Raw genomic sequence first — 17,626 nt, forward strand, 5'->3', positions numbered from 1 at the left:
CATTCATGTGCATCACCATCCTTTCATATACTGAATATTACCGATTCTATTAGAACTTAAACCACTTTTTTTAATTTTTTTTGAAACGGTAATAGGTCGACGCTAAAGCAATCGCCAGGACGGCGCCTTTGATGATGTTTAGGGAATAATATGGTACCGATAACATGACGAGTCCATTCTCGAGAATTCCGACGAGACAGGCACCGACGAGTGTGCCGAGCGCATTCGGTTTCCCTTGGCCGGCAAATGAGGAACCGATGAAGGCTGCTGCGACAGCCGGCATCAAATAACCCGATCCGGCGTTAATTTGGGAAGAACCGACTTGTGACGCCAGTAAAATACCGCCAACGGCCGCCAGTAATCCGGCAATCAGATACGCGACTGCGCGATACCGGTTCACCCGGATTCCCGTCAGATGCGCTGCTTCCGGATTTCCACCGATGATATACAAAAAACGTCCGTGCCGTGTGTGGTTCAAAAAGACATGTGTCACCGCTACGACGACAAGCATTATGAGGATGATCCAAGGCGCCTGACTGATTTTTAAGAACGATTCCGGGATCAGTCCGACCGTTGGTGTCCCGTCAAGACGTGGCATCCCGGCACTGATCGAGCCGCCGCCGGTATACGTCATCGCGACACCTTCAAAAATGAACATCGTCGCAAGCGTTGCGAACAAATCCGGAATCTTGAACTTCACGATTAACAGAATGTTGACGAGTGCGACCGCCAAGGCAATCACGAGAGCCAGACCAATCGATACGCCGAGCGGCAGACTGTACCAGACAAAAAACGAGACGACTAGTGAACTGGCAAACGTCGCGGTCGAACCGACGGATAAGTCAAACCCGTTGACTGTCAACGAAACCGTCAAGCCGATGGCGATGATCGTGACAATCGAGATACTTCGTAAAATGTTGACGAGGTTCGTCCCTTGTAAAAAATTCGGTGCCGTCATGGCAAAGAACAGAATAAGTGCGAGAATCGCGAGGACGATGCCCCAGTCATTCAAGAAACGCAACACCGGTTTTCCCGCTGCTGTTCGCGGCGCTTCCGGCTGTGCAGCCGGTTCGTGCAATACATCATTCATGTTGTTGTCCTCCTGTTGCATACCACAATAATTGTTCTTCGGTTGTTTCCGAAGTGGTCGCCTCGAATACGATCTGTCCGTCATACATGACATAAATCCGGTCGGTTACAGCCAGCAGTTCATCCAGTTCACTCGACGCATAAATGACGGCTTTTTGTTCTGCTGCCAGTTGATCAATCACTTGGAAAATTTCCGCTTTCGCCCCGACATCGACCCCTTTTGTCGGTTCATCCAATACGAGGACGGAAGCGTCGGCCAGCAACCATTTCCCGATGGCAACTTTTTGCTGGTTACCACCGGACAACTCAGCGGCACGTTGTCGGGTATCACTGACTTTAATCGACAGTTGCTGTACGATCCGGTTTGCCGCTGTCCGTTCTTTTTTCTTCTTTACAAACCCGAATCGGTTGACGAATTGTTTGAGGCTGGCCGCCGTCATATTTTGTTCAATTGGATCCGCGACCAAAATTCCTTCTTTCCGTCGTTCTTCCGGCACGAGTCCGATGCCCAGCCGGACCGCATCATACGCCGAACGGATACGCCGTGTTTCTCCCGCAAGACGCATCAATCCCGAAGTGACCGGAATCGATCCGAAAATCGTTTTACACAGTTCTGTTTTTCCGGCACCGACCAATCCGGCAATCCCGATTACTTCTCCAGCACGGACCGTTAACGAGATCTCGTCCAGTTGTCCCGCGACCGTGATACGGTCAAGCTCAAGTGAGGGGGCACCAGCCGGACGCGCCTCGCGGCTGCTTTTTTGCAAACGCCGGCCCAGCATCTGTTCGACGACCGTTTCTTTCGTTTGTCCGGCAAGAAGTTGCCGCGATACCAGCTTGCCGTCGCGCATGACGGAAATCGATTCACAAATCTCAAACAACTCCTGCAGACGGTGAGAAATGAAGATGACACCCAGATGTTCCTTCTCCGCCAACTCGCGAATGATCCGAAACAGTTGTTCCGTTTCCCGGCCGCTGAGTGGAGCGGTTGGTTCATCCAAAATCAAAAACCGGCTTTCCTGCACGAGGGCACGGGCAATCAGGACGAGTTGTTTCTCGGCCAACCGTAACTCACTGACCCGTTGGCGGACATCAATCGATGCTTTCAATTTTTGTAAAGCACGCTCGGCGATTTCTTCATACCGCCGGCGTCGGATGACTCCTTTCAACTGTCCGCTCGCCAGCATATCGAGACAGATGTTTTCGGCGACGGTCAAATAATCGACCAGTGCCGTATCGACTTCCTGATAGACGATTTCAATCCCGGCCCGTTTCGCGGCATTTGGTGAATCAATCGCAAGCGGTACACCGTCGAACAAAATCGTTCCTTCGTATGACGCATAGGCGCCGGCCAAGACTTTCATCAGCGTTGATTTACCGGCTCCGTTCGCTCCGACAAGCGCGTGGATTTCCCCGCGTTTCACGGAAAAGTGAACGTCATCCAGCGCCTTGACACCGGGGAATTCCATTGAAATCCCCCGCATTTCCAGTCGTTGTTCGTTCACCGGAGGCGTCATTTCCCGTCATTCACTTTCCGCAACTGATCCATCCACGGCTCATTGAATTTTTCGGATGTACTCCAGCCTTTGATGATGGTATCGAGATTGTACATCGTCGTATCCGCCTTGAGTGCTTTTTGTTCGACCAGTTTGGCATCGAGATCAAAACTATCCGGTGTTTTTTCGCCGGCCAGCTTTTTCGCAAGCAGGCGCATATCCGTCTGTCCGATCAAATGCGGATCAACGGCACTCGTTGAGACCCAGTTACTGCCCTTTTCACGCATCAGATTGATGTCCTGATTCGAGACATCGATCGAAATCAGCGGAATTTCCTGACGCTTGTTGTCTTTTAAAGACTTATAAGCTCCTTTGGCGACTTCATCCCAGGCGCCCCAGACGGCATCGATGCTGCCCTTCGGGTACTTGGCGAGAATCGCGTTCATCTTCGTCGCAATATCCCCTTGGACATCCTGGAAGTTCGTGGGTCCGACGGTTTCAAGCGTCTTGATTTTGCCGTCCGCTTCATACGTTTTGTAGATTTCCTGACGGCGGTCAAGCGGGGCAAATCCCGGACCAAACCATAGTTTGATGACACGGACCGGCTTGTCGTCCTTCACTTTCGTCACTTCATCGAGCGACAGCTGGGCCAGTTTATGGTCATCCTGGAATGTCTCTGTGATACCTTTTAATGTCTGGTCTTTTTTCTTCGTCACCGTATCAAATGTCACGACTTTGATGCCTTTGTCGATGGCCGGTTTGATCATGTCATAGGCATAATCCTCTTTGCCGTGCGAGATGATCAATCCGTCATAATCCTGCTGAACGGCTTGGGCGACCAACTCCTTGAACTTGACGTCATTCCCTTCCGAGATAAACGTGTTGACTTGAAAACCAAGTGCTTCCCCTTCCGAGCGGGCGCCGTCCAAAAACTGTTTTGTATGGTCGTCGGAAGCAAGGTTACGGATAACGGCAATCTTGACATCACCCTGAACCCCTTCCGGTACACCGCTGATTTTTTTCACCGGTGTTGCTTCACTGTTCGCGCAAGCAGCCAGTAAGACCGCTGGTGCCAGTACAGCCAATGCTAATTTCTTCATCTCAATCTCTCCTGTCTGTTTAGTGTGTATGTTGTCCGATTGTCTGTTTGATTGTCTCCACATCCGGGTGTTCAATGACTCCGATCTCCGTAATGATGGCGGTGATAAGGTCGTGCGGCGTCACGTCAAACGCCGGATTAAAGACCGGTACGCCGGCCGGTGCCGTCGCTTTTCCGGCAAGCTGTGTCACTTCACGGGCGTCGCGTTCTTCAATCTCGATCTCATCTCCTGACAGACTTGTAAAGTCAAACGTCGACAGCGGTGCGGCGACGTAAAACGGAATTCCGAAGGCACGTGCGAGTAATGCCAGCTGAAACGTCCCGATTTTATTGGCCGTATCCCCGTTCCGGGTAATCCGGTCCGCTCCGACGATGATGGCGGTGATCTGCTTTTCCTTGATCGTATGCGCGACCATATTGTCCGTGATCAAGGTGACGTCAATCCCTGCCCGTTGCAACTCCCATGTCGTCAAACGTGCACCCTGCAACAAAGGCCGTGTTTCCGACGCATAGACGGATAACGGGATGCCTTGCTCCTTGGCGAGATAAAACGGAGCGAGCGCCGTTCCGTAAGCTGCCGTCGCAATTGATCCGGCATTACAAATCGTTAGTACCCGGTCACCGGACTCGAACAATTCCAGTGCATGAACCCCGATTTGACGGGATGTTTTGGCATCCGTCTGATAAAGTTCCAGTGCCTTTTGTTCGAGACATACCGGCAGTTCTTTCAGCGTCGTAGCGGAAACAATCAGCTGATTCAGCTCATCGAGGACATTTCGCAGATTGACGGCCGTCGGACGGGTCGCGAGTAATTGTGCCGACACCTCCAACAACTCCTGTTTTGCTTCAGCCAGCGTCCCTGTCGTCCGAAACGCTTCCTGAACGAGGACGAATCCGCCGAACAGACTGATGGCCGGTGCACCACGGACCCGCAATTGTTTGATGGCGTCAATCGCCTGCGCCAAGTCATGGATGATTTCATAATGTTCTTCTTCCGGAAGACGGGTCTGATCCAAAATTGTCACCGTCCGGTTTTCATAGATGATGCTCTGAACGAATTGGCTCATCGGCTGAGTTCCTCCGTCACGTCAAAATTCCGCAGATCGGTAAACGTCTTGCATTCCGTCCGGCGTTTAATCAAAGCAGCACCAAGCCGCAATGCATGGCGTTTTCGTTCAAGGCGAACGGTCGAATCCGAAATTTGCTCCAAGTCTGCAACTAATGCCAATCCAATCGTCCGGCGAATCAGTTCACAACCGGCAAATCCGAGTGCGTCCTGTAAAATCGTGCTAAGAACATCATCGACCAGTCCGTCTGCCGTCCGGAACGGCTCGACCGCTTCCCGTTCCCATAACGCTTTGAACGTCGAAGCAAACGTCAGCCAGAATGTATCGATATCCTTGATCCGCTCATCCCGCAACCGGTCATAGTCCGGATACGCGGCAAAAAACAGATGTGCGATAAATTGACCGACATCAAATCCGAACGGTCCATAAAACGCAAATTCGGGATCGATGACTTTCGTTTCTTCCGCCGAGGCAAAAATACTGCCTGTATGTAAGTCGCCGTGCAACAATGCGTCGCCCTTCGTGATGAACAAGGCTTCAAGTTTCGCGACTTCCCGTTTCAGTTCCGCGTCGTTCCAAATCCGGTCAACTTCCGCTTCGAGACCTGCTTCAATCGCATTCGTTTCTGCATCATAAAACGGATCCGTGAAGATTAGTTTTTCCGTGATATCGCACAGATCCGGATTGTAGTACTGACGGGCAATCTGTTTTTTCGCGACCGGTCCGACGGCAAAATCCGACGTATAAAACAGTGTCCGCGCCAAATACGAACCGATGTGTTCCGCGAGCAACGGATACTTTTCCCCTTCAAGCAGTCCGCCCCGGACGATTGTCAGATGTGACAAGTCTTCCATCACCGTGAACGCTTCTTCTTTGCTCGCATGGTAGACATGCGGGACAAACGGAACGGCGACTTTCGCGAATTCTTTTAAGGCCGATTGTTCAATCCAGGCCCGTTCGAGCGACAGCGGCCAGCTTTCCCCGACGACTTTTGCATAAGGTAACGCCTGCTTTAAAATCAGCCGTTTTTCCCCTGCCTGAATCCGGAAAACGAGATTTAAATTTCCATCTCCGATTTCCTCTGCCGTCACCGGTTCATTGCCGATCAATCCGAGTGTCCGGACCCGTTCAATCGCGTCCTGTACTGTAAATGCTTGATATCCCATTCTGTTTTCCTCCTTGGTGATCACACGAAAAAACGCCTCTTTTCGTCAAAGAAAAGAGGCGCGGCAGAATATTCCGTCCTCTTATCTCTCAGACGAATGTCTGTTGGATGTAGCACCGTGCCGGATGGTCGGTTGCTGCGGCGTCTTCGGGCCAATTCCCTCTGCCAACTCACGATAAGAGTCATATGTAGTTGTCGTGTGATTGATGTTGGTTTGAATACTACGTGCGCTGCCGGTCGTCTGTCAATTCCCTTTTTTAGTGAAACGGCTTCAAAAACGGAACCGTCTATAGAAGAAGTATTTTCAAAAAAATAAATTTTCAAAATATAGTTTGACAAGTGACGAATCTCATGTAAAAATTGCAATTAGATTTCACAATTTCATCCAATTCTTATCAAGAGCAGACGGAGGGACGAGCCCTACGATGTCGCAGCAACCGACCACTTGGCACGGTGCTAATTCTTGCAGCTATTACGCTGACAGATAAGAGTCCACGCGCAATTTTTCATGGTCTCTTGTCATTGACGAGGGACCATTTTTGTATTCTTTAACAAGGGAGAGACAGTCGATATGACGTATATTACCGCAACCTACCAACTCGGAACGACGGATCAGTTACCAAAACGGGCAGAACAAATCGCGCTCGGTTTGACCGTTGGTTCGTGGACCGATTTAAATCATTTGGAACAACAGCAGCTTGAATCGTTCAAAGGACAAGTTGTTCATACGGAAGAACACGACGGAAAAGGCTACATCACGATCCGTTATCCGGAACACAACGTCTCCCGTGACTTTTCAGCAATCTTAACGACCGTCTTCGGCAAGCTGTCGCTCGACGGACAAATCAAATTAACGGATTTACAGCTTCCGGCTTCGTTCACCACGGACTTCCCCGGTGCCAAATTCGGCATCGAGGGCGTCCGGCAGTTGATTCAAGTCCACGACCGTCCTCTGTTGATGAGCATCTTTAAAGGCGTCATCGGCCGGGACCTCACCTTTTTGCGGGAACAACTCGAAGCGCAACTTGCGGGTGGCATCGATCTCGTCAAAGATGATGAGATTTTGTACGATAATCCGTTGACGCCGGCACTCGACCGGGCGCGGATCGGACGCGACGTCCTAAATGCCCATTATGAAAAGACCGGCAAACGGGCGCTTTACGCGATTACGCTGAGCGGTTCCGTCTTCGGCTTGAAGGATCAGGCGAAACGTTTGATTGAAGCCGGTGCGACCGCCTTTCTGCTCAATACGTTTACATACGGACTCGACGTCTTACGCGAATTAGCGGCTGATCCGGACATTTCCGTTCCGATTTTTAATCATCCGGCCTTAAGCGGTGCCTTGATCGCAAGCCCGGAATACGGCATTGCAGCCCCTGTTTTACTAGGGACTTTACCGCGGCTGGCCGGTGCCGATTTGACGTTGTTCCCGTCACCTTACGGAAACGTCGCCCTCGCCAAAGACTTGGCGCGCGGAATTGCCGTCGAAGCCACACGGATCGGAGAAACGAAGACGATTCTTCCGGTTCCCTCGGCAGGTATTCATCCCGGTCTCGTCGCTCAGCTCGTTCGGGATTTCGGGACTGATTCCGTCATCAATGCCGGCGGTGGCGTTCACGGTCATCCGCAGGGCGCGGCGGCCGGTGTGCTCGCTTTCCGTCAGGCCCTCGACGCAGCACTTGCCGGTGAATCTTTGACGAGTGCCGCAACGCGGCAGGAAGAGCTTCGGGTCGCCCTCGACGCCTGGGGGATTACGAAATGACGATCCGGATTTTATGTGACTTTGACGGGACCGTGACTGAACACGACAATATCATTGCGTTGATGACAGAATTCGCTCCCCCGGAAGCGTTTGAACCGTTGAAAAAAGGTGTCCTCGATCAATCATTGTCCATCCAGTCCGGTGTCGGACAGATGTTCCGGTTGCTCCCCTCGGATCGCAAACAGGACTATATTGATTTTTTGGAACAGCGGGCTGTCATCCGTCCCGGCTTTAAGACCTTACTCGCCTTTGCCAAATCGAACGGGATTGACTTTGCGATCGTCAGCGGCGGAATCGACTTTTTTGTCCAACCGATTCTTCAAGAGTTACTGACAGATGAAGCGATTTACTGCAACGGCAGTGACTTCAGCGGGGAGACGATTCGTATTGAGTGGCCGCACACTTGCGATGCAGCATGCAACAATCAATGCGGGTGTTGTAAAACGTCGATTGCCCGGAAGCTCAAGCAGGATGGCGATATCATCGTCGCGATCGGTGACTCCGTGACGGATTTTGAACTAGCGAAACAAGCGGATCATGTCTATGCCCGCGATTATCTGATTACGCTGTGCAAACAGCACGGGATTGCATACACACCGTTTGAAACATTTTACGACATTGTTGATCATCTGCAGACAACGGAGGTGTACGCATGACATTTTTGACACGATACGAAGAACTCCGCGCCATCAAACAAGAGTTCGCAGCGCGGGACTGGTTTCCCGGTACAAGCGGTAACCTCGCTATTCGGACAAACAGCAGTCCGACGGAATTCCTTGTGACGGCAAGCGGGAAAGATAAACGGCAGGACACGCCGGACGATTTTGTCCATGTCGACGCGACCGGTCAATTGATCGGCGACGAGCAAAACGGACGTCCTTCCGCCGAGACGTTGCTGCATGTCGAAGTGTTTAACCGGACGACAGCCGGCTGCTCGCTTCATGTCCATACCGTCGACAACAACGTTATTTCGGAACTGTACGGAGACCGCAGGGAAATCCGGTTCAGCGGTCAGGAAATCATCAAAGCACTCGGCCGTTGGGAAGAAGATGCGGAAGTCATCGTGCCGATCATCACGAATCATGCCGACATCCCGACTCTTGCCGCTGACTTTGCCAAACACATCCGGACCGAAAGCGGCGCCGTTTTGATTCGCAATCACGGCATCACGGTCTGGGCACCGACTGCTTTTGAAGCCAAAAAACAGTTGGAAGCCTTTGAATTTTTGTTCAGCTACACTTTAAAACTGCAAACGTGCCGACAGGCGATTTATTAAAAGGAGGAATTTACAATGGCAACAGTACTTTTCCAAAAAACAAACGAACGGTATACGGATCAAAACGAGGTATCTGCTTTTCTCGTTTCACGTGGTGTCCTGTACGAACAATGGGATGTCTCGAAGCTCCCGGTAGAACTGGTCGATACGTACACGTTGACGGATGCGGACAAACAAACGATCCTTGATACATTCCAACCGGAAATCACCGATGTTTCGGAACGACGCGGTTATCAGACGGCTGATATCATCTCCCTGTCTGACGCAACACCGAACTTGGATGAGTTGCTCGTCAACTTCCAAAAGGAGCATCACCATACGGATGACGAAGTCCGGTTCATCGTCAGCGGGCACGGTGTGTTTGCGATCCAGGATGACGAAGTCGGCTATTACAACATTGAGTTGAACCCGGGTGATTTGATTTCCGTACCTGTCAACACACGCCATTACTTCACGCTCCAAGAGGATCGAAAAGTTGTGGCGGTCCGGATTTTCGTGACAACGGACGGCTGGGTTCCGATTTATGAGAAGGATCCGATTGAAACAGCAAACTAAGAAAATATCCTGAAGACAGACGGTCCGAATCATCCGGCCGTCTGTTTTTTCGGTCCCATTCCTATCCTACAAACATACCGCTTGTTTCCCCTTCCTCCTATATAATGAAGAAAAGACTTATTTTAACTGGAGGTCACGTGTATGATGATTCGCCCTGTTAAGGAAGACGATTTAAAAGACATCCTTGCCATCTATAACGAAGGCATCGAAGACCGGATCGCGACGCTTGAAACGGATACGAAGGAATTGTCTTTCATGGAAGACTGGTATCGGGAACGGACACCCCGTTATGCCGGTTTTGTGGCGTATGAAGGAACAACGATTCTTGGCTTCATCTCACTTGACCCTTATAACCCTCGTCCCGTCTATCAATCCGTCGGTGAACTGTCGGTCTACATCACCCGGACCCATCGCGGACAGGGCATCGGGCGTCAGCTGTTACATGTCATCGAAGAACACGCGATTACACAAGGTTTCCATAAGTTGATTCTGTTTACGTTCCCCTTTAACAAAATCGGTCAAAAACTGTACATCCGGTCCGGCTTCCGGATTGTCGGAACGTTTAAGGAACAAGGTATGCTCAACGGATATTATGTGGACGTCCTGGCGATGGAGAAGCTGCTCCCGAAAACCATCGACGATCAAATATGATTAACACGGCGTCTGAATGGGAAATTAACGAACAGTGAAACATTCCCAACCCGAAAGGAAGACTGCCCGTGGATATTCAACAGATCCGTAATGCAACACTCGTCGTCACCTATGCCAATCAAGTATTTTTGATCGATCCGTTTCTCGGTGAAAAAGGATCTCTTCCGCCGTTCGGAGAGACGCCGAACGCCGTTCCGAATCCGCTCGTCGACTTGCCCGTTGATGTCTCGACACTGCTTGATCCGGATGCGATTTTCGTCACCCACCTCCATGCCGATCATTTTGATGAGACAGCAAAAGAAATTCTGCCGAAACAGATTCCGCTGTATGCACAAAACCAGGCGGATGTGGCGACAATCCGCGAAGCCGGATTCACGAACGTCTCGTCGTTTGAAAACGGACTGGCGCTCGGTGATATCCGCGTTTACCATACGTCAGGCCGGCACGGTGTCGGGGAAATCGGTCAACGGATGGGCACCGTCTCCGGTCTCGTCTTGACGCACCCGGACGAACCGACACTTTACATCGCCGGTGACACGATTTGGTGTGAAGAAGTTGAGACGGCAATCGAGCAGCATGCGCCTGACATCATCATCGTCAACAGCGGCGCGGCACAATTTTTGACCGGCGAACCGATTACGATGTCCCAGCGTGATTTGCTGGCTGTTCATCAGGCGGCGGCTGAAGCGACTATCATCGTCTCTCACCTCGAGTCGGTCAACCATTGCCTGTTGCGCCGTGATATGATTGCTGATTTTCTGGCCGCCCACCATCTGTCCGCTCATTTTCTCATCCCGGATGACGGTGAAACCATTTCCTTTTAAACGAAACGAAGTCCACTCTCCCGAATATGACGGGGACAGTGGACTTCGTTTTTTTTACTGGTTAACCATGACTTGGAATGACGAGTCCGAGTAACCGGGCAAAGGTGATAGCCTGGCTTTCCGTAACGATGGCCCCCGGCAAAAAGCGTGGATCAATCGTGATGCCCGATAAGTCGGCTTGTCGCAAATCCAGTCCTTTTAATGCCGTCTCGACCCATTGACTTTCCGACAAATCAACTTCATGCAGTCGGAAATCGATTGGCTTCATTTCAAAGAAATGACTTTCCCGCATCGATGTCTGTTCCAGTGTGACATGACGCAACGCCGTCCGGATGACTTGGGCGTAATTGGCCTGACAGTCTTTGATTGTTACGTGATCGATCGTGTTCGACTCAAAATGAATTCCGGTCAGGCGGCAATCCTCAAAAACAACCCGATGAAAACGACTGTCCTGAAACTGACATCCTGTCAGGTCACATTGTTCAAAACGGACATTTTCAAATGAAGCCCGCTCAAAGACCAGTCCTGCAAACGAGACATTCCGAAAACAGACTTGATTGACGTCGAGCCGTTCCGTCAGTTCGACCGGCAACGTCTCTTTCTCATACAACGTTTGATACAGATACGGATCATCGATTTCAACATCCGCAAAGGTTTCCGATGTCAACTGTTGCGGTAACTCGGGTAATTGAATGATTTGTTTTTTCATGTACTTCCCCTTCTTTCCTTTACATCGCATTCACCTTTTCCAGTGTAGCAAAGATTGACTCTTTTTTTATTTTTTTGATTTGAGACCGCTTGAGACCATGATATAGTCAAATCAAAAATAAGAACAAACGTTCTTTTATGTAGTAAGGAGTGTTTTCTATGAATCCGATCCTACCTTTTCCGGACCGACGGATTTTTTGTGTCGACAGTGTCTCTTTTTATGCCAGTTGTGAATGCCGTTATCGAAATTTACCTCCTTTAACGACGAAACTTGCTGTCGTATCGGACTTAACCCGATCCGGATCGGTTATCCTTGCGGCCAGTCCCGCTTTAAAACAACTCGGAATCAAGACAGCTAGTCGTCTTTATCAGATTGAGCAGTTGCCTTATCGTGAGCGGAAACAGATTGTGCTCGTCGAACCACGGATGCTGGCATACATGAAAACATCGATCGAAGTGCTGGACGTCTTGCATCAGTTTGCGCCGCCCGACGCAATCCGGATCTATTCAATTGATGAAAACTTTGTCGACATGAGCGGAACGGAACGGCTTTTCGGATCAGACACGGAAACAGCCTGGAAAATTCAGACGGCAATCTGGCAACAGACCGGCATTCCGGTCCGGATCGGAATCGGTCCGAACAACGTCATTGCAAAGCTGGTCCTCGATTTACGCGGAAAACGTGAAGGTATCGCACAATGCGGTTATGCGGATGTCTCTCGGTTGTTGCATGATTTTCCGGTCCGCAAGATGTGGGGCGTCGGACGGATGATGGAGCAACACTTGTCGGTAATGGGAATCCACACCATTGGGGACCTGGCAGCAGCCCCGGTCGAAGATCTGCACGAACGGTTCGGCGTAATCGGGGCAGAACTTTGGCACCATGCCTGGGGAATCGACGGTTCTCCGACAATCATTGATCCGATGACCTTGTTCCGGACTGCACCGGATACCAAACGAACGATCGGACATGGGGTGACCCTGATGCGTGACTATTACCAGTACGAACAGATTCGTTTAGTTCTCGCCGAATTAGCAAGTGATGTTGCGGCACGGGTCCGTTTTTCCAATCAGGTCGGTTGGACGGTCCATCTTGGCGTCCGCTACTCTCGACATGTCGCCCGTGACGGCTTTTCAAAACAGCTCCGATTGCCTTATCCGACCGCCGATGAACGGCTGTTATTACGTCATATTCTTCAATTGTTCGAACCGAATTGGCTCGACGGTGAACCGGTTCGCTTTCTATCGGTCGCTCTTGGACAACTCACCCCGGATCAGGGAACACTTCAATTGTCCTTGTTTGAAGACAATACAAAGGTCTGGCGCCGAAAACGGTTATTAAAAGCCATCGATCACGTCAATTTACGTTACGGTAAAGGAACGATCCGTTTGGCGGTGTCATTCCTCGATACAAGTGTCGCGAAACGCCGGCTCCGATTCGTCGGCGGACATCCGGGAGGTGATTTACATGACACGTTATCGTGACCGCGGAAATCTCAAATGGCTTCCCTTTTTGATGCCGGAACACATTCAACTCCTCAAAGCCTACTATCTTGAAACACATCAAATCGATTTTCCTGTCATCGATGAACAATTGCAGTATCCTTGGCAGTTCTTACTCGAACAAGCATTAATAGAAGGAATCGAGCTCGAAATCACGTATTATAGTGAAAGAGGCTATGTCACGACATCCGGATTCATCGAGCAGGTTCACCGTGAGCGCGCGTACCTTGTTTTGCGCGGGTCCTCACGGATTGAAATTCCGCTCGGACGAATCATCCGGATCGAAAACGGGTAGAAGAGACAGAAGCTGCTGTACGATACGCACTTATTTTAAGAATTGTCATTGAAAGAAGGATTGATTGGTATGATGGAATGGTTTACCGGACTTCCGGTCGTCATGCAAGCCCTGCTTGCCGGTATGATGACCTGGGGATTAACGGCACTCGGGGCCGCACTTGTCTTCGTCTTTACGACGATTGAAAAACGGGTCATGAATATGATGCTCGGCTTTGCAGCCGGTGTCATGATTGCGGCGTCGTTTTGGTCCTTGCTTGCCCCTGCAATTGAATTTACGGAAAAAGATGGTGGGATTGCCTGGTTGCCGGCCGCAATCGGTTTCCTCGCAGGCGGTTTTTTTGTCCGCCTCCTGGATTTTGTAACTCCCCATCTGCACTTATCCGCTCCGCTCGAAACCGCTGAAGGTCCTTCGACCGGTCTGAAAAAAACAACATTGCTGTTTCTCGCGATTACGCTCCACAATATCCCGGAAGGACTCGCGATCGGTGTCGCTTTCGGTGCCGCCGCACTGAACATGGATGGTGCGACCGTTGCCGGTGCCTTGACACTGGCACTTGGAATCGGGATTCAAAACATGCCGGAAGGGGCTGCTTTGTCGATTCCGCTTCGCGGAGAAGGCATGTCACGTCGGCGTGCCTTTAACTACGGACAATTGTCGGCGATCGTCGAACCGATTGCCGCTATGGTCGGAGCTGCTGCCGTCTTCTTTATTCAACCGCTCTTGCCGTATGCTTTGGCGTTTGCCGCCGGCGCAATGATTTTCGTCGTCGTCGAAGAATTGATTCCCGAATCACAGGCTGAAAACGGATCAGACTTGGCAACACTTGGTCTGATGGTCGGTTTCACTGTTATGATGATTCTTGACGTCGCACTTGGCTGATGTAACATCAATAAAACCTCTCCCGTGTAAATATGGGAGAGGTTTTATTTGTAGATTGAATTCTTATTTTCGTAAAATCCGCATCGCGTTTAAGACCGCGAGCACCGTTACACCAACATCGGCAAAAACAGCTTCCCACATCGTCGCAACACCAAAGGCGCCAAGCAATAAGAACACGCCTTTGATACCAAGTGCAAATGCAATGTTCTGATAAACGATCCGGCGTGTCGCCCGGGCAATCCGAATCGCTTCGACGAGCTGTTTCGGTTCATCCGTCATCAGGACGACGTCTGCCGCTTCAATTGCGACATCACTTCCGAGTCCACCCATCGCAATCCCGACATCCGCCCGCGTCAACACGGGAGCATCGTTGATTCCGTCGCCGACAAACGCGACCCGGCCGTTCGCTTGATACAAGATAGCTTCTAATTGTTCCACTTTTTGATCCGGTAACAGTTCCGCCTTCACTTGCGTTATCCCGATTTGTCGCCCGATCCGCTCCGCCGTTTCCCGGCGGTCGCCGGTCAACATGATTGTCTGACGAATTCCGAGTGCTTTCAGCCCGTCCAACGCTTCTACCGTCGTGTCTTTAATACGGTCGGCAATCCGGATAAATCCAAGGTAGCTGTCATTTTGGGCAACATGTACGTAGGTCCCGTCTTCGGTCTGATCGAGCGGCGTCAAGCCGAGTTCTTTGAACCACCGGGCATTTCCGGCCTGAATCTGATCCGTGCCGAACCGTCCGGTGACGCCGGAACCGGCTACTTCCTGATAGTCTTGAACAGCGGTCGAAACAGAAGCGTGCCGGGCATACATCCGCTGAATGGATTTAGCAATCGGATGATTGGAATGTTGCTCAACGGTCGCTGCGACGCGAAGCAGTTCGTCTTCCGATCCATGCACGGCTTTCAGTTCGACGACTTCAAACACCCCTTCCGTCAACGTTCCCGTTTTATCGAAGACGACCGTATCGAGTTGTTGTAACGCTTCGAGATGATTTCCGCCTTTGACGAGAATACCGCGTTTCGAAGCGGCGCCGATTCCGCTAAAGAAGCCGAGCGGAATTGAAATGACGAGCGCACACGGACAACTGATGACAAGGAACACCAGTGCCCGGTAAATCCAGTCACTCCACGTCGCTCCCGTCACGACAAGCGGCGGCACGACGGCAAGCAGTATTGCCACCAGAACGACAATCGGTGTGTAAACCCGTGCAAATCGTGTGATGAATTTTTCCGTCGGTGCTTTATGACGTGACGCATTTTCCACTAAATCGAGAATTTTAGCGACGGTCGACTCATTGTACGGCCGGTCTACTTGAATCAACAGATGACCGTCAGTGTTGATTGTTCCGGCTAAAACCGGCTCGGTCGGACGGACACGCCGCGGGACGGATTCCCCCGTCAACGCGGTCGTATCAATGAACGCTTCTCCTGTCAGAACCGTTCCATCGAGTGGAATCTTCTCCCCTGCCCGGACAACGATCCGTTGACCGATATTGACCTGTTCCGGACTCACACGTCGTCCATCCTCAAGCGTCGCAATATCTGGCCGGATATCCATCAGCGCAGCAATCGACTTCCGCGACTGATCGACAGCACGGTGTTGGAAAAACTCCCCGACTTGATAAAACAACATGACAGCGACGGCTTCCGGATACTCTCCGATTAAAAAAGCACCGACCGTCGCAATGACCATCAAGAAGTTCTCGTCAAACACCTGACCATGCCGGATATTTCTGACAGCGGTTTGAAGGACATCCCAACCGATTAAAAAATAGGCAACCGCAAAAAATAGAAGGTCAATTGATCCCGGAACAAAAAAAGCACTGATGAACGAGATCATACCGACACTGTATTGTATTTTTTTCGTACGGTTCAAAAATGGACCATGATCGTGCGGATGGCTGTGGTCATGTCCCGCGTGTTCACGCGGATCGACGGCTTCTGTGGACGCCGTCCGGACGAGGTGGACATCCGGTTCAAGTTGCTGAATCCGTTCGACGACTGCCTGATACGTATCGTCGCTTGCAGCGCCCTTTTCATATGTCAGATAGAGTTTCTGACCGGCAAAATCCAAATCAGCTTGTTCGATGCCTGCCACGCTCGCGACACCCCGTTCCACCTTCGCCGCACAGTTGGCACAATCAATTCCTGTAATTTTCAGACGTTCTGTTTTCGCTTCCATTCCCTCACCTCATTCAAACGTTTGTTTGATTATAAGTTCAGTGTACTCTTTTTTGATGCTTGCAACAAGCCGGATTTCTCTCAGTCCTGCGCCCTATATTTCGATTCGTTCTATCTCAGAAGAATAAAACATGATATGTTTTTATTTAGAATAATATAGAAGGAGAATAACATGACTATCATTGAATTACTTAAAGCACTTTTACTCGGTTTCGTCGAAGGAATGACGGAATTCGCCCCTGTCTCCTCGACCGGACATATGATCATCGTTGATGACATGTGGCTTCAAACAACGGACTTCTTAGGGAAGTACTCGGCGAACACCTTTAAAATCGTCATCCAACTCGGTTCGATTTTAGCCGTCATCGTCGTCTTTTGGAAACGGCTGTTCAGTTTAATCGGTCTTTATAAAATCGAAGGTGAACATGATGCATCGGGTACGCATAAATTAAAATTACGCCACGTCCTGATTGGTTTACTCCCGGCAGCCGTTCTCGGTCTGTTGTTTGAAGACTTCATCGACGAAAATCTTTTCTCGATCGATACAGTCATCATCGGTCTTGCCGCCGGTGCGATCCTGATGATTGCCGCCGATAAACTCGGACCAAAAGAACCGAAGACAACGTCGCTTGATCAAATTTCGTATCGTCAGGCAGCACTCGTCGGTCTGTTCCAATGTATCTCGCTTTGGCCGGGATTCTCACGGTCCGGCTCAACGATTTCCGGTGGTGTTTTCCTCGGAATGAATCACCGGACAGCAGCGGACTTTACATTCATCATGGCGGTTCCGATCATGTTCGGGGCAAGTGCCTTGTCACTCGTCAAGAACTGGGAATATATCAATGTCGGAGATCTTGGATTTTATGTAGTCGGTTTCATCGCTTCGTTCGGCTTTGCGTTATTGTCGATCCGCTTCTTCCTGAAACTGATCAATAAAATCAAACTCGTTCCGTTTGCGATTTACCGTCTTGTCCTGGCAGCGGTTCTTGCCGTTATCGTCTATATGTAATCCCAAAAATCATCAGCTTTTCGCTGATGGTTTTTTTATTTTTTGAAACTTATTGTTGC

At 50.5% G+C, this 17,626-nt stretch carries 17 protein-coding genes and 2 riboswitches; of the genes, 10 read left to right on the forward strand and 7 right to left on the reverse strand.

The genetic code is table 11. The features are described from left to right. Window positions 1-70: 70 nt before the first annotated feature. The 5 genes from ABIC15_RS11265 to mtnK are packed head-to-tail and all read right to left on the reverse strand — an operon-like array spanning window position 71 to window position 5,917. On the reverse strand, window positions 71-1,090 hold the full coding sequence (locus ABIC15_RS11265; protein WP_012369341.1) for an ABC transporter permease: 1,020 nt from the start codon (window positions 1,088-1,090) through the stop codon (window positions 71-73). Beyond that, a complete protein-coding gene (locus tag ABIC15_RS11270) occupies window positions 1,083-2,606 on the reverse strand; it encodes a sugar ABC transporter ATP-binding protein (protein WP_354020729.1) in 1,524 nt (507 codons plus the stop codon). The genes ABIC15_RS11265 and ABIC15_RS11270 overlap by 8 nt, the downstream gene beginning before the upstream one ends. After that, complete coding sequence (locus ABIC15_RS11275) at window positions 2,603-3,685, reverse strand: sugar ABC transporter substrate-binding protein (protein WP_354020730.1); 1,083 nt, start codon at window positions 3,683-3,685, stop codon at window positions 2,603-2,605. Before ABIC15_RS11275 ends, ABIC15_RS11270 begins: the two co-directional genes overlap by 4 nt. 19 nt (window positions 3,686-3,704) lie before the next feature. Further along, the gene (gene mtnA, locus ABIC15_RS11280; RefSeq protein WP_354020731.1) at window positions 3,705-4,751 is read right to left on the reverse strand and encodes an S-methyl-5-thioribose-1-phosphate isomerase; all 1,047 of its coding nucleotides are present in this window, start codon (window positions 4,749-4,751) and stop codon (window positions 3,705-3,707) included. Then, on the reverse strand, window positions 4,748-5,917 hold the full coding sequence (mtnK, locus tag ABIC15_RS11285; RefSeq protein ID WP_290829500.1) for an S-methyl-5-thioribose kinase: 1,170 nt from the start codon (window positions 5,915-5,917) through the stop codon (window positions 4,748-4,750). The genes mtnA and mtnK overlap by 4 nt, the downstream gene beginning before the upstream one ends. Window positions 5,918-5,995: 78 nt before the next feature. After that, window positions 5,996-6,098, reverse strand: a riboswitch (SAM riboswitch). Between the two features lie 207 nt (window positions 6,099-6,305). Then, a riboswitch (SAM riboswitch) is annotated at window positions 6,306-6,407 on the forward strand. Window positions 6,408-6,487: 80 nt separating this feature from the next. Here mtnK and ABIC15_RS11290 point away from each other — a divergent pair. From ABIC15_RS11290 to ABIC15_RS11315, 6 genes are all read left to right on the forward strand, one after another. After that, window positions 6,488-7,678 carry a 2,3-diketo-5-methylthiopentyl-1-phosphate enolase gene (locus ABIC15_RS11290; protein ID WP_354020732.1) on the forward strand — a complete coding sequence of 397 codons (1,191 nt, stop codon included), beginning with the start codon at window positions 6,488-6,490 and terminating at the stop codon, window positions 7,676-7,678. Then, window positions 7,675-8,334 (forward strand): 2-hydroxy-3-keto-5-methylthiopentenyl-1-phosphate phosphatase, encoded by a 660-nt coding sequence (locus ABIC15_RS11295; protein ID WP_354020733.1) that lies wholly within the window; start codon window positions 7,675-7,677, stop codon window positions 8,332-8,334. The genes ABIC15_RS11290 and ABIC15_RS11295 overlap by 4 nt, the downstream gene beginning before the upstream one ends. Further along, window positions 8,331-8,954: a methylthioribulose 1-phosphate dehydratase gene (locus tag ABIC15_RS11300; RefSeq protein WP_354020734.1), complete on the forward strand. Its 624-nt coding sequence runs from the start codon at window positions 8,331-8,333 to the stop codon at window positions 8,952-8,954. The genes ABIC15_RS11295 and ABIC15_RS11300 overlap by 4 nt, the downstream gene beginning before the upstream one ends. 15 nt (window positions 8,955-8,969) lie before the next feature. After that, a complete protein-coding gene (locus ABIC15_RS11305; protein ID WP_214767803.1) occupies window positions 8,970-9,509 on the forward strand; it encodes a 1,2-dihydroxy-3-keto-5-methylthiopentene dioxygenase in 540 nt (179 codons plus the stop codon). Between the two features lie 141 nt (window positions 9,510-9,650). Beyond that, a complete protein-coding gene (locus ABIC15_RS11310; protein WP_012369332.1) occupies window positions 9,651-10,160 on the forward strand; it encodes an arsinothricin resistance N-acetyltransferase ArsN1 family A in 510 nt (169 codons plus the stop codon). Window positions 10,161-10,228: 68 nt separating this feature from the next. Next, window positions 10,229-10,984: an MBL fold metallo-hydrolase gene (locus ABIC15_RS11315; protein WP_354020735.1), complete on the forward strand. Its 756-nt coding sequence runs from the start codon at window positions 10,229-10,231 to the stop codon at window positions 10,982-10,984. Window positions 10,985-11,045: 61 nt separating this feature from the next. Here the strand turns inward: ABIC15_RS11315 and ABIC15_RS11320 are convergent, their stop codons facing one another. Next, window positions 11,046-11,693 carry a pentapeptide repeat-containing protein gene (locus tag ABIC15_RS11320; RefSeq protein ID WP_012369330.1) on the reverse strand — a complete coding sequence of 216 codons (648 nt, stop codon included), beginning with the start codon at window positions 11,691-11,693 and terminating at the stop codon, window positions 11,046-11,048. 158 nt (window positions 11,694-11,851) lie between these two features. Between ABIC15_RS11320 and ABIC15_RS11325 the strand changes: the two genes are divergently transcribed. The 3 genes from ABIC15_RS11325 (at window position 11,852) to ABIC15_RS11335 (ending at window position 14,372) form a co-directional block, all read left to right on the forward strand. Then, window positions 11,852-13,177, forward strand: coding sequence for a Y-family DNA polymerase (locus tag ABIC15_RS11325; RefSeq protein ID WP_012369329.1), 1,326 nt, complete (start codon window positions 11,852-11,854; stop codon window positions 13,175-13,177). After that, window positions 13,161-13,490, forward strand: a complete 330-nt coding sequence (locus ABIC15_RS11330) for a YolD-like family protein (RefSeq protein WP_012369328.1) — start codon at window positions 13,161-13,163, stop codon at window positions 13,488-13,490. The genes ABIC15_RS11325 and ABIC15_RS11330 overlap by 17 nt, the downstream gene beginning before the upstream one ends. Before the next feature lie 69 nt (window positions 13,491-13,559). Continuing rightward, window positions 13,560-14,372 carry a ZIP family metal transporter gene (locus tag ABIC15_RS11335; protein ID WP_012369327.1) on the forward strand — a complete coding sequence of 271 codons (813 nt, stop codon included), beginning with the start codon at window positions 13,560-13,562 and terminating at the stop codon, window positions 14,370-14,372. A 63-nt stretch (window positions 14,373-14,435) separates the two neighbouring features. Here the strand turns inward: ABIC15_RS11335 and ABIC15_RS11340 are convergent, their stop codons facing one another. Continuing rightward, window positions 14,436-16,559 (reverse strand): heavy metal translocating P-type ATPase, encoded by a 2,124-nt coding sequence (locus ABIC15_RS11340; protein WP_354020736.1) that lies wholly within the window; start codon window positions 16,557-16,559, stop codon window positions 14,436-14,438. 171 nt (window positions 16,560-16,730) lie between these two features. Here ABIC15_RS11340 and ABIC15_RS11345 point away from each other — a divergent pair, with 171 nt between their 5' ends. After that, window positions 16,731-17,567, forward strand: coding sequence for an undecaprenyl-diphosphate phosphatase (locus ABIC15_RS11345; RefSeq protein ID WP_214766232.1), 837 nt, complete (start codon window positions 16,731-16,733; stop codon window positions 17,565-17,567). Window positions 17,568-17,626: the final 59 nt, after the last annotated feature.

Source organism: Exiguobacterium sp. PvP048, from assembly GCF_040549175.1.
Taxonomy (GTDB): Bacteria; Bacillota; Bacilli; order Exiguobacteriales; family Exiguobacteriaceae; genus Exiguobacterium_A; species Exiguobacterium_A artemiae.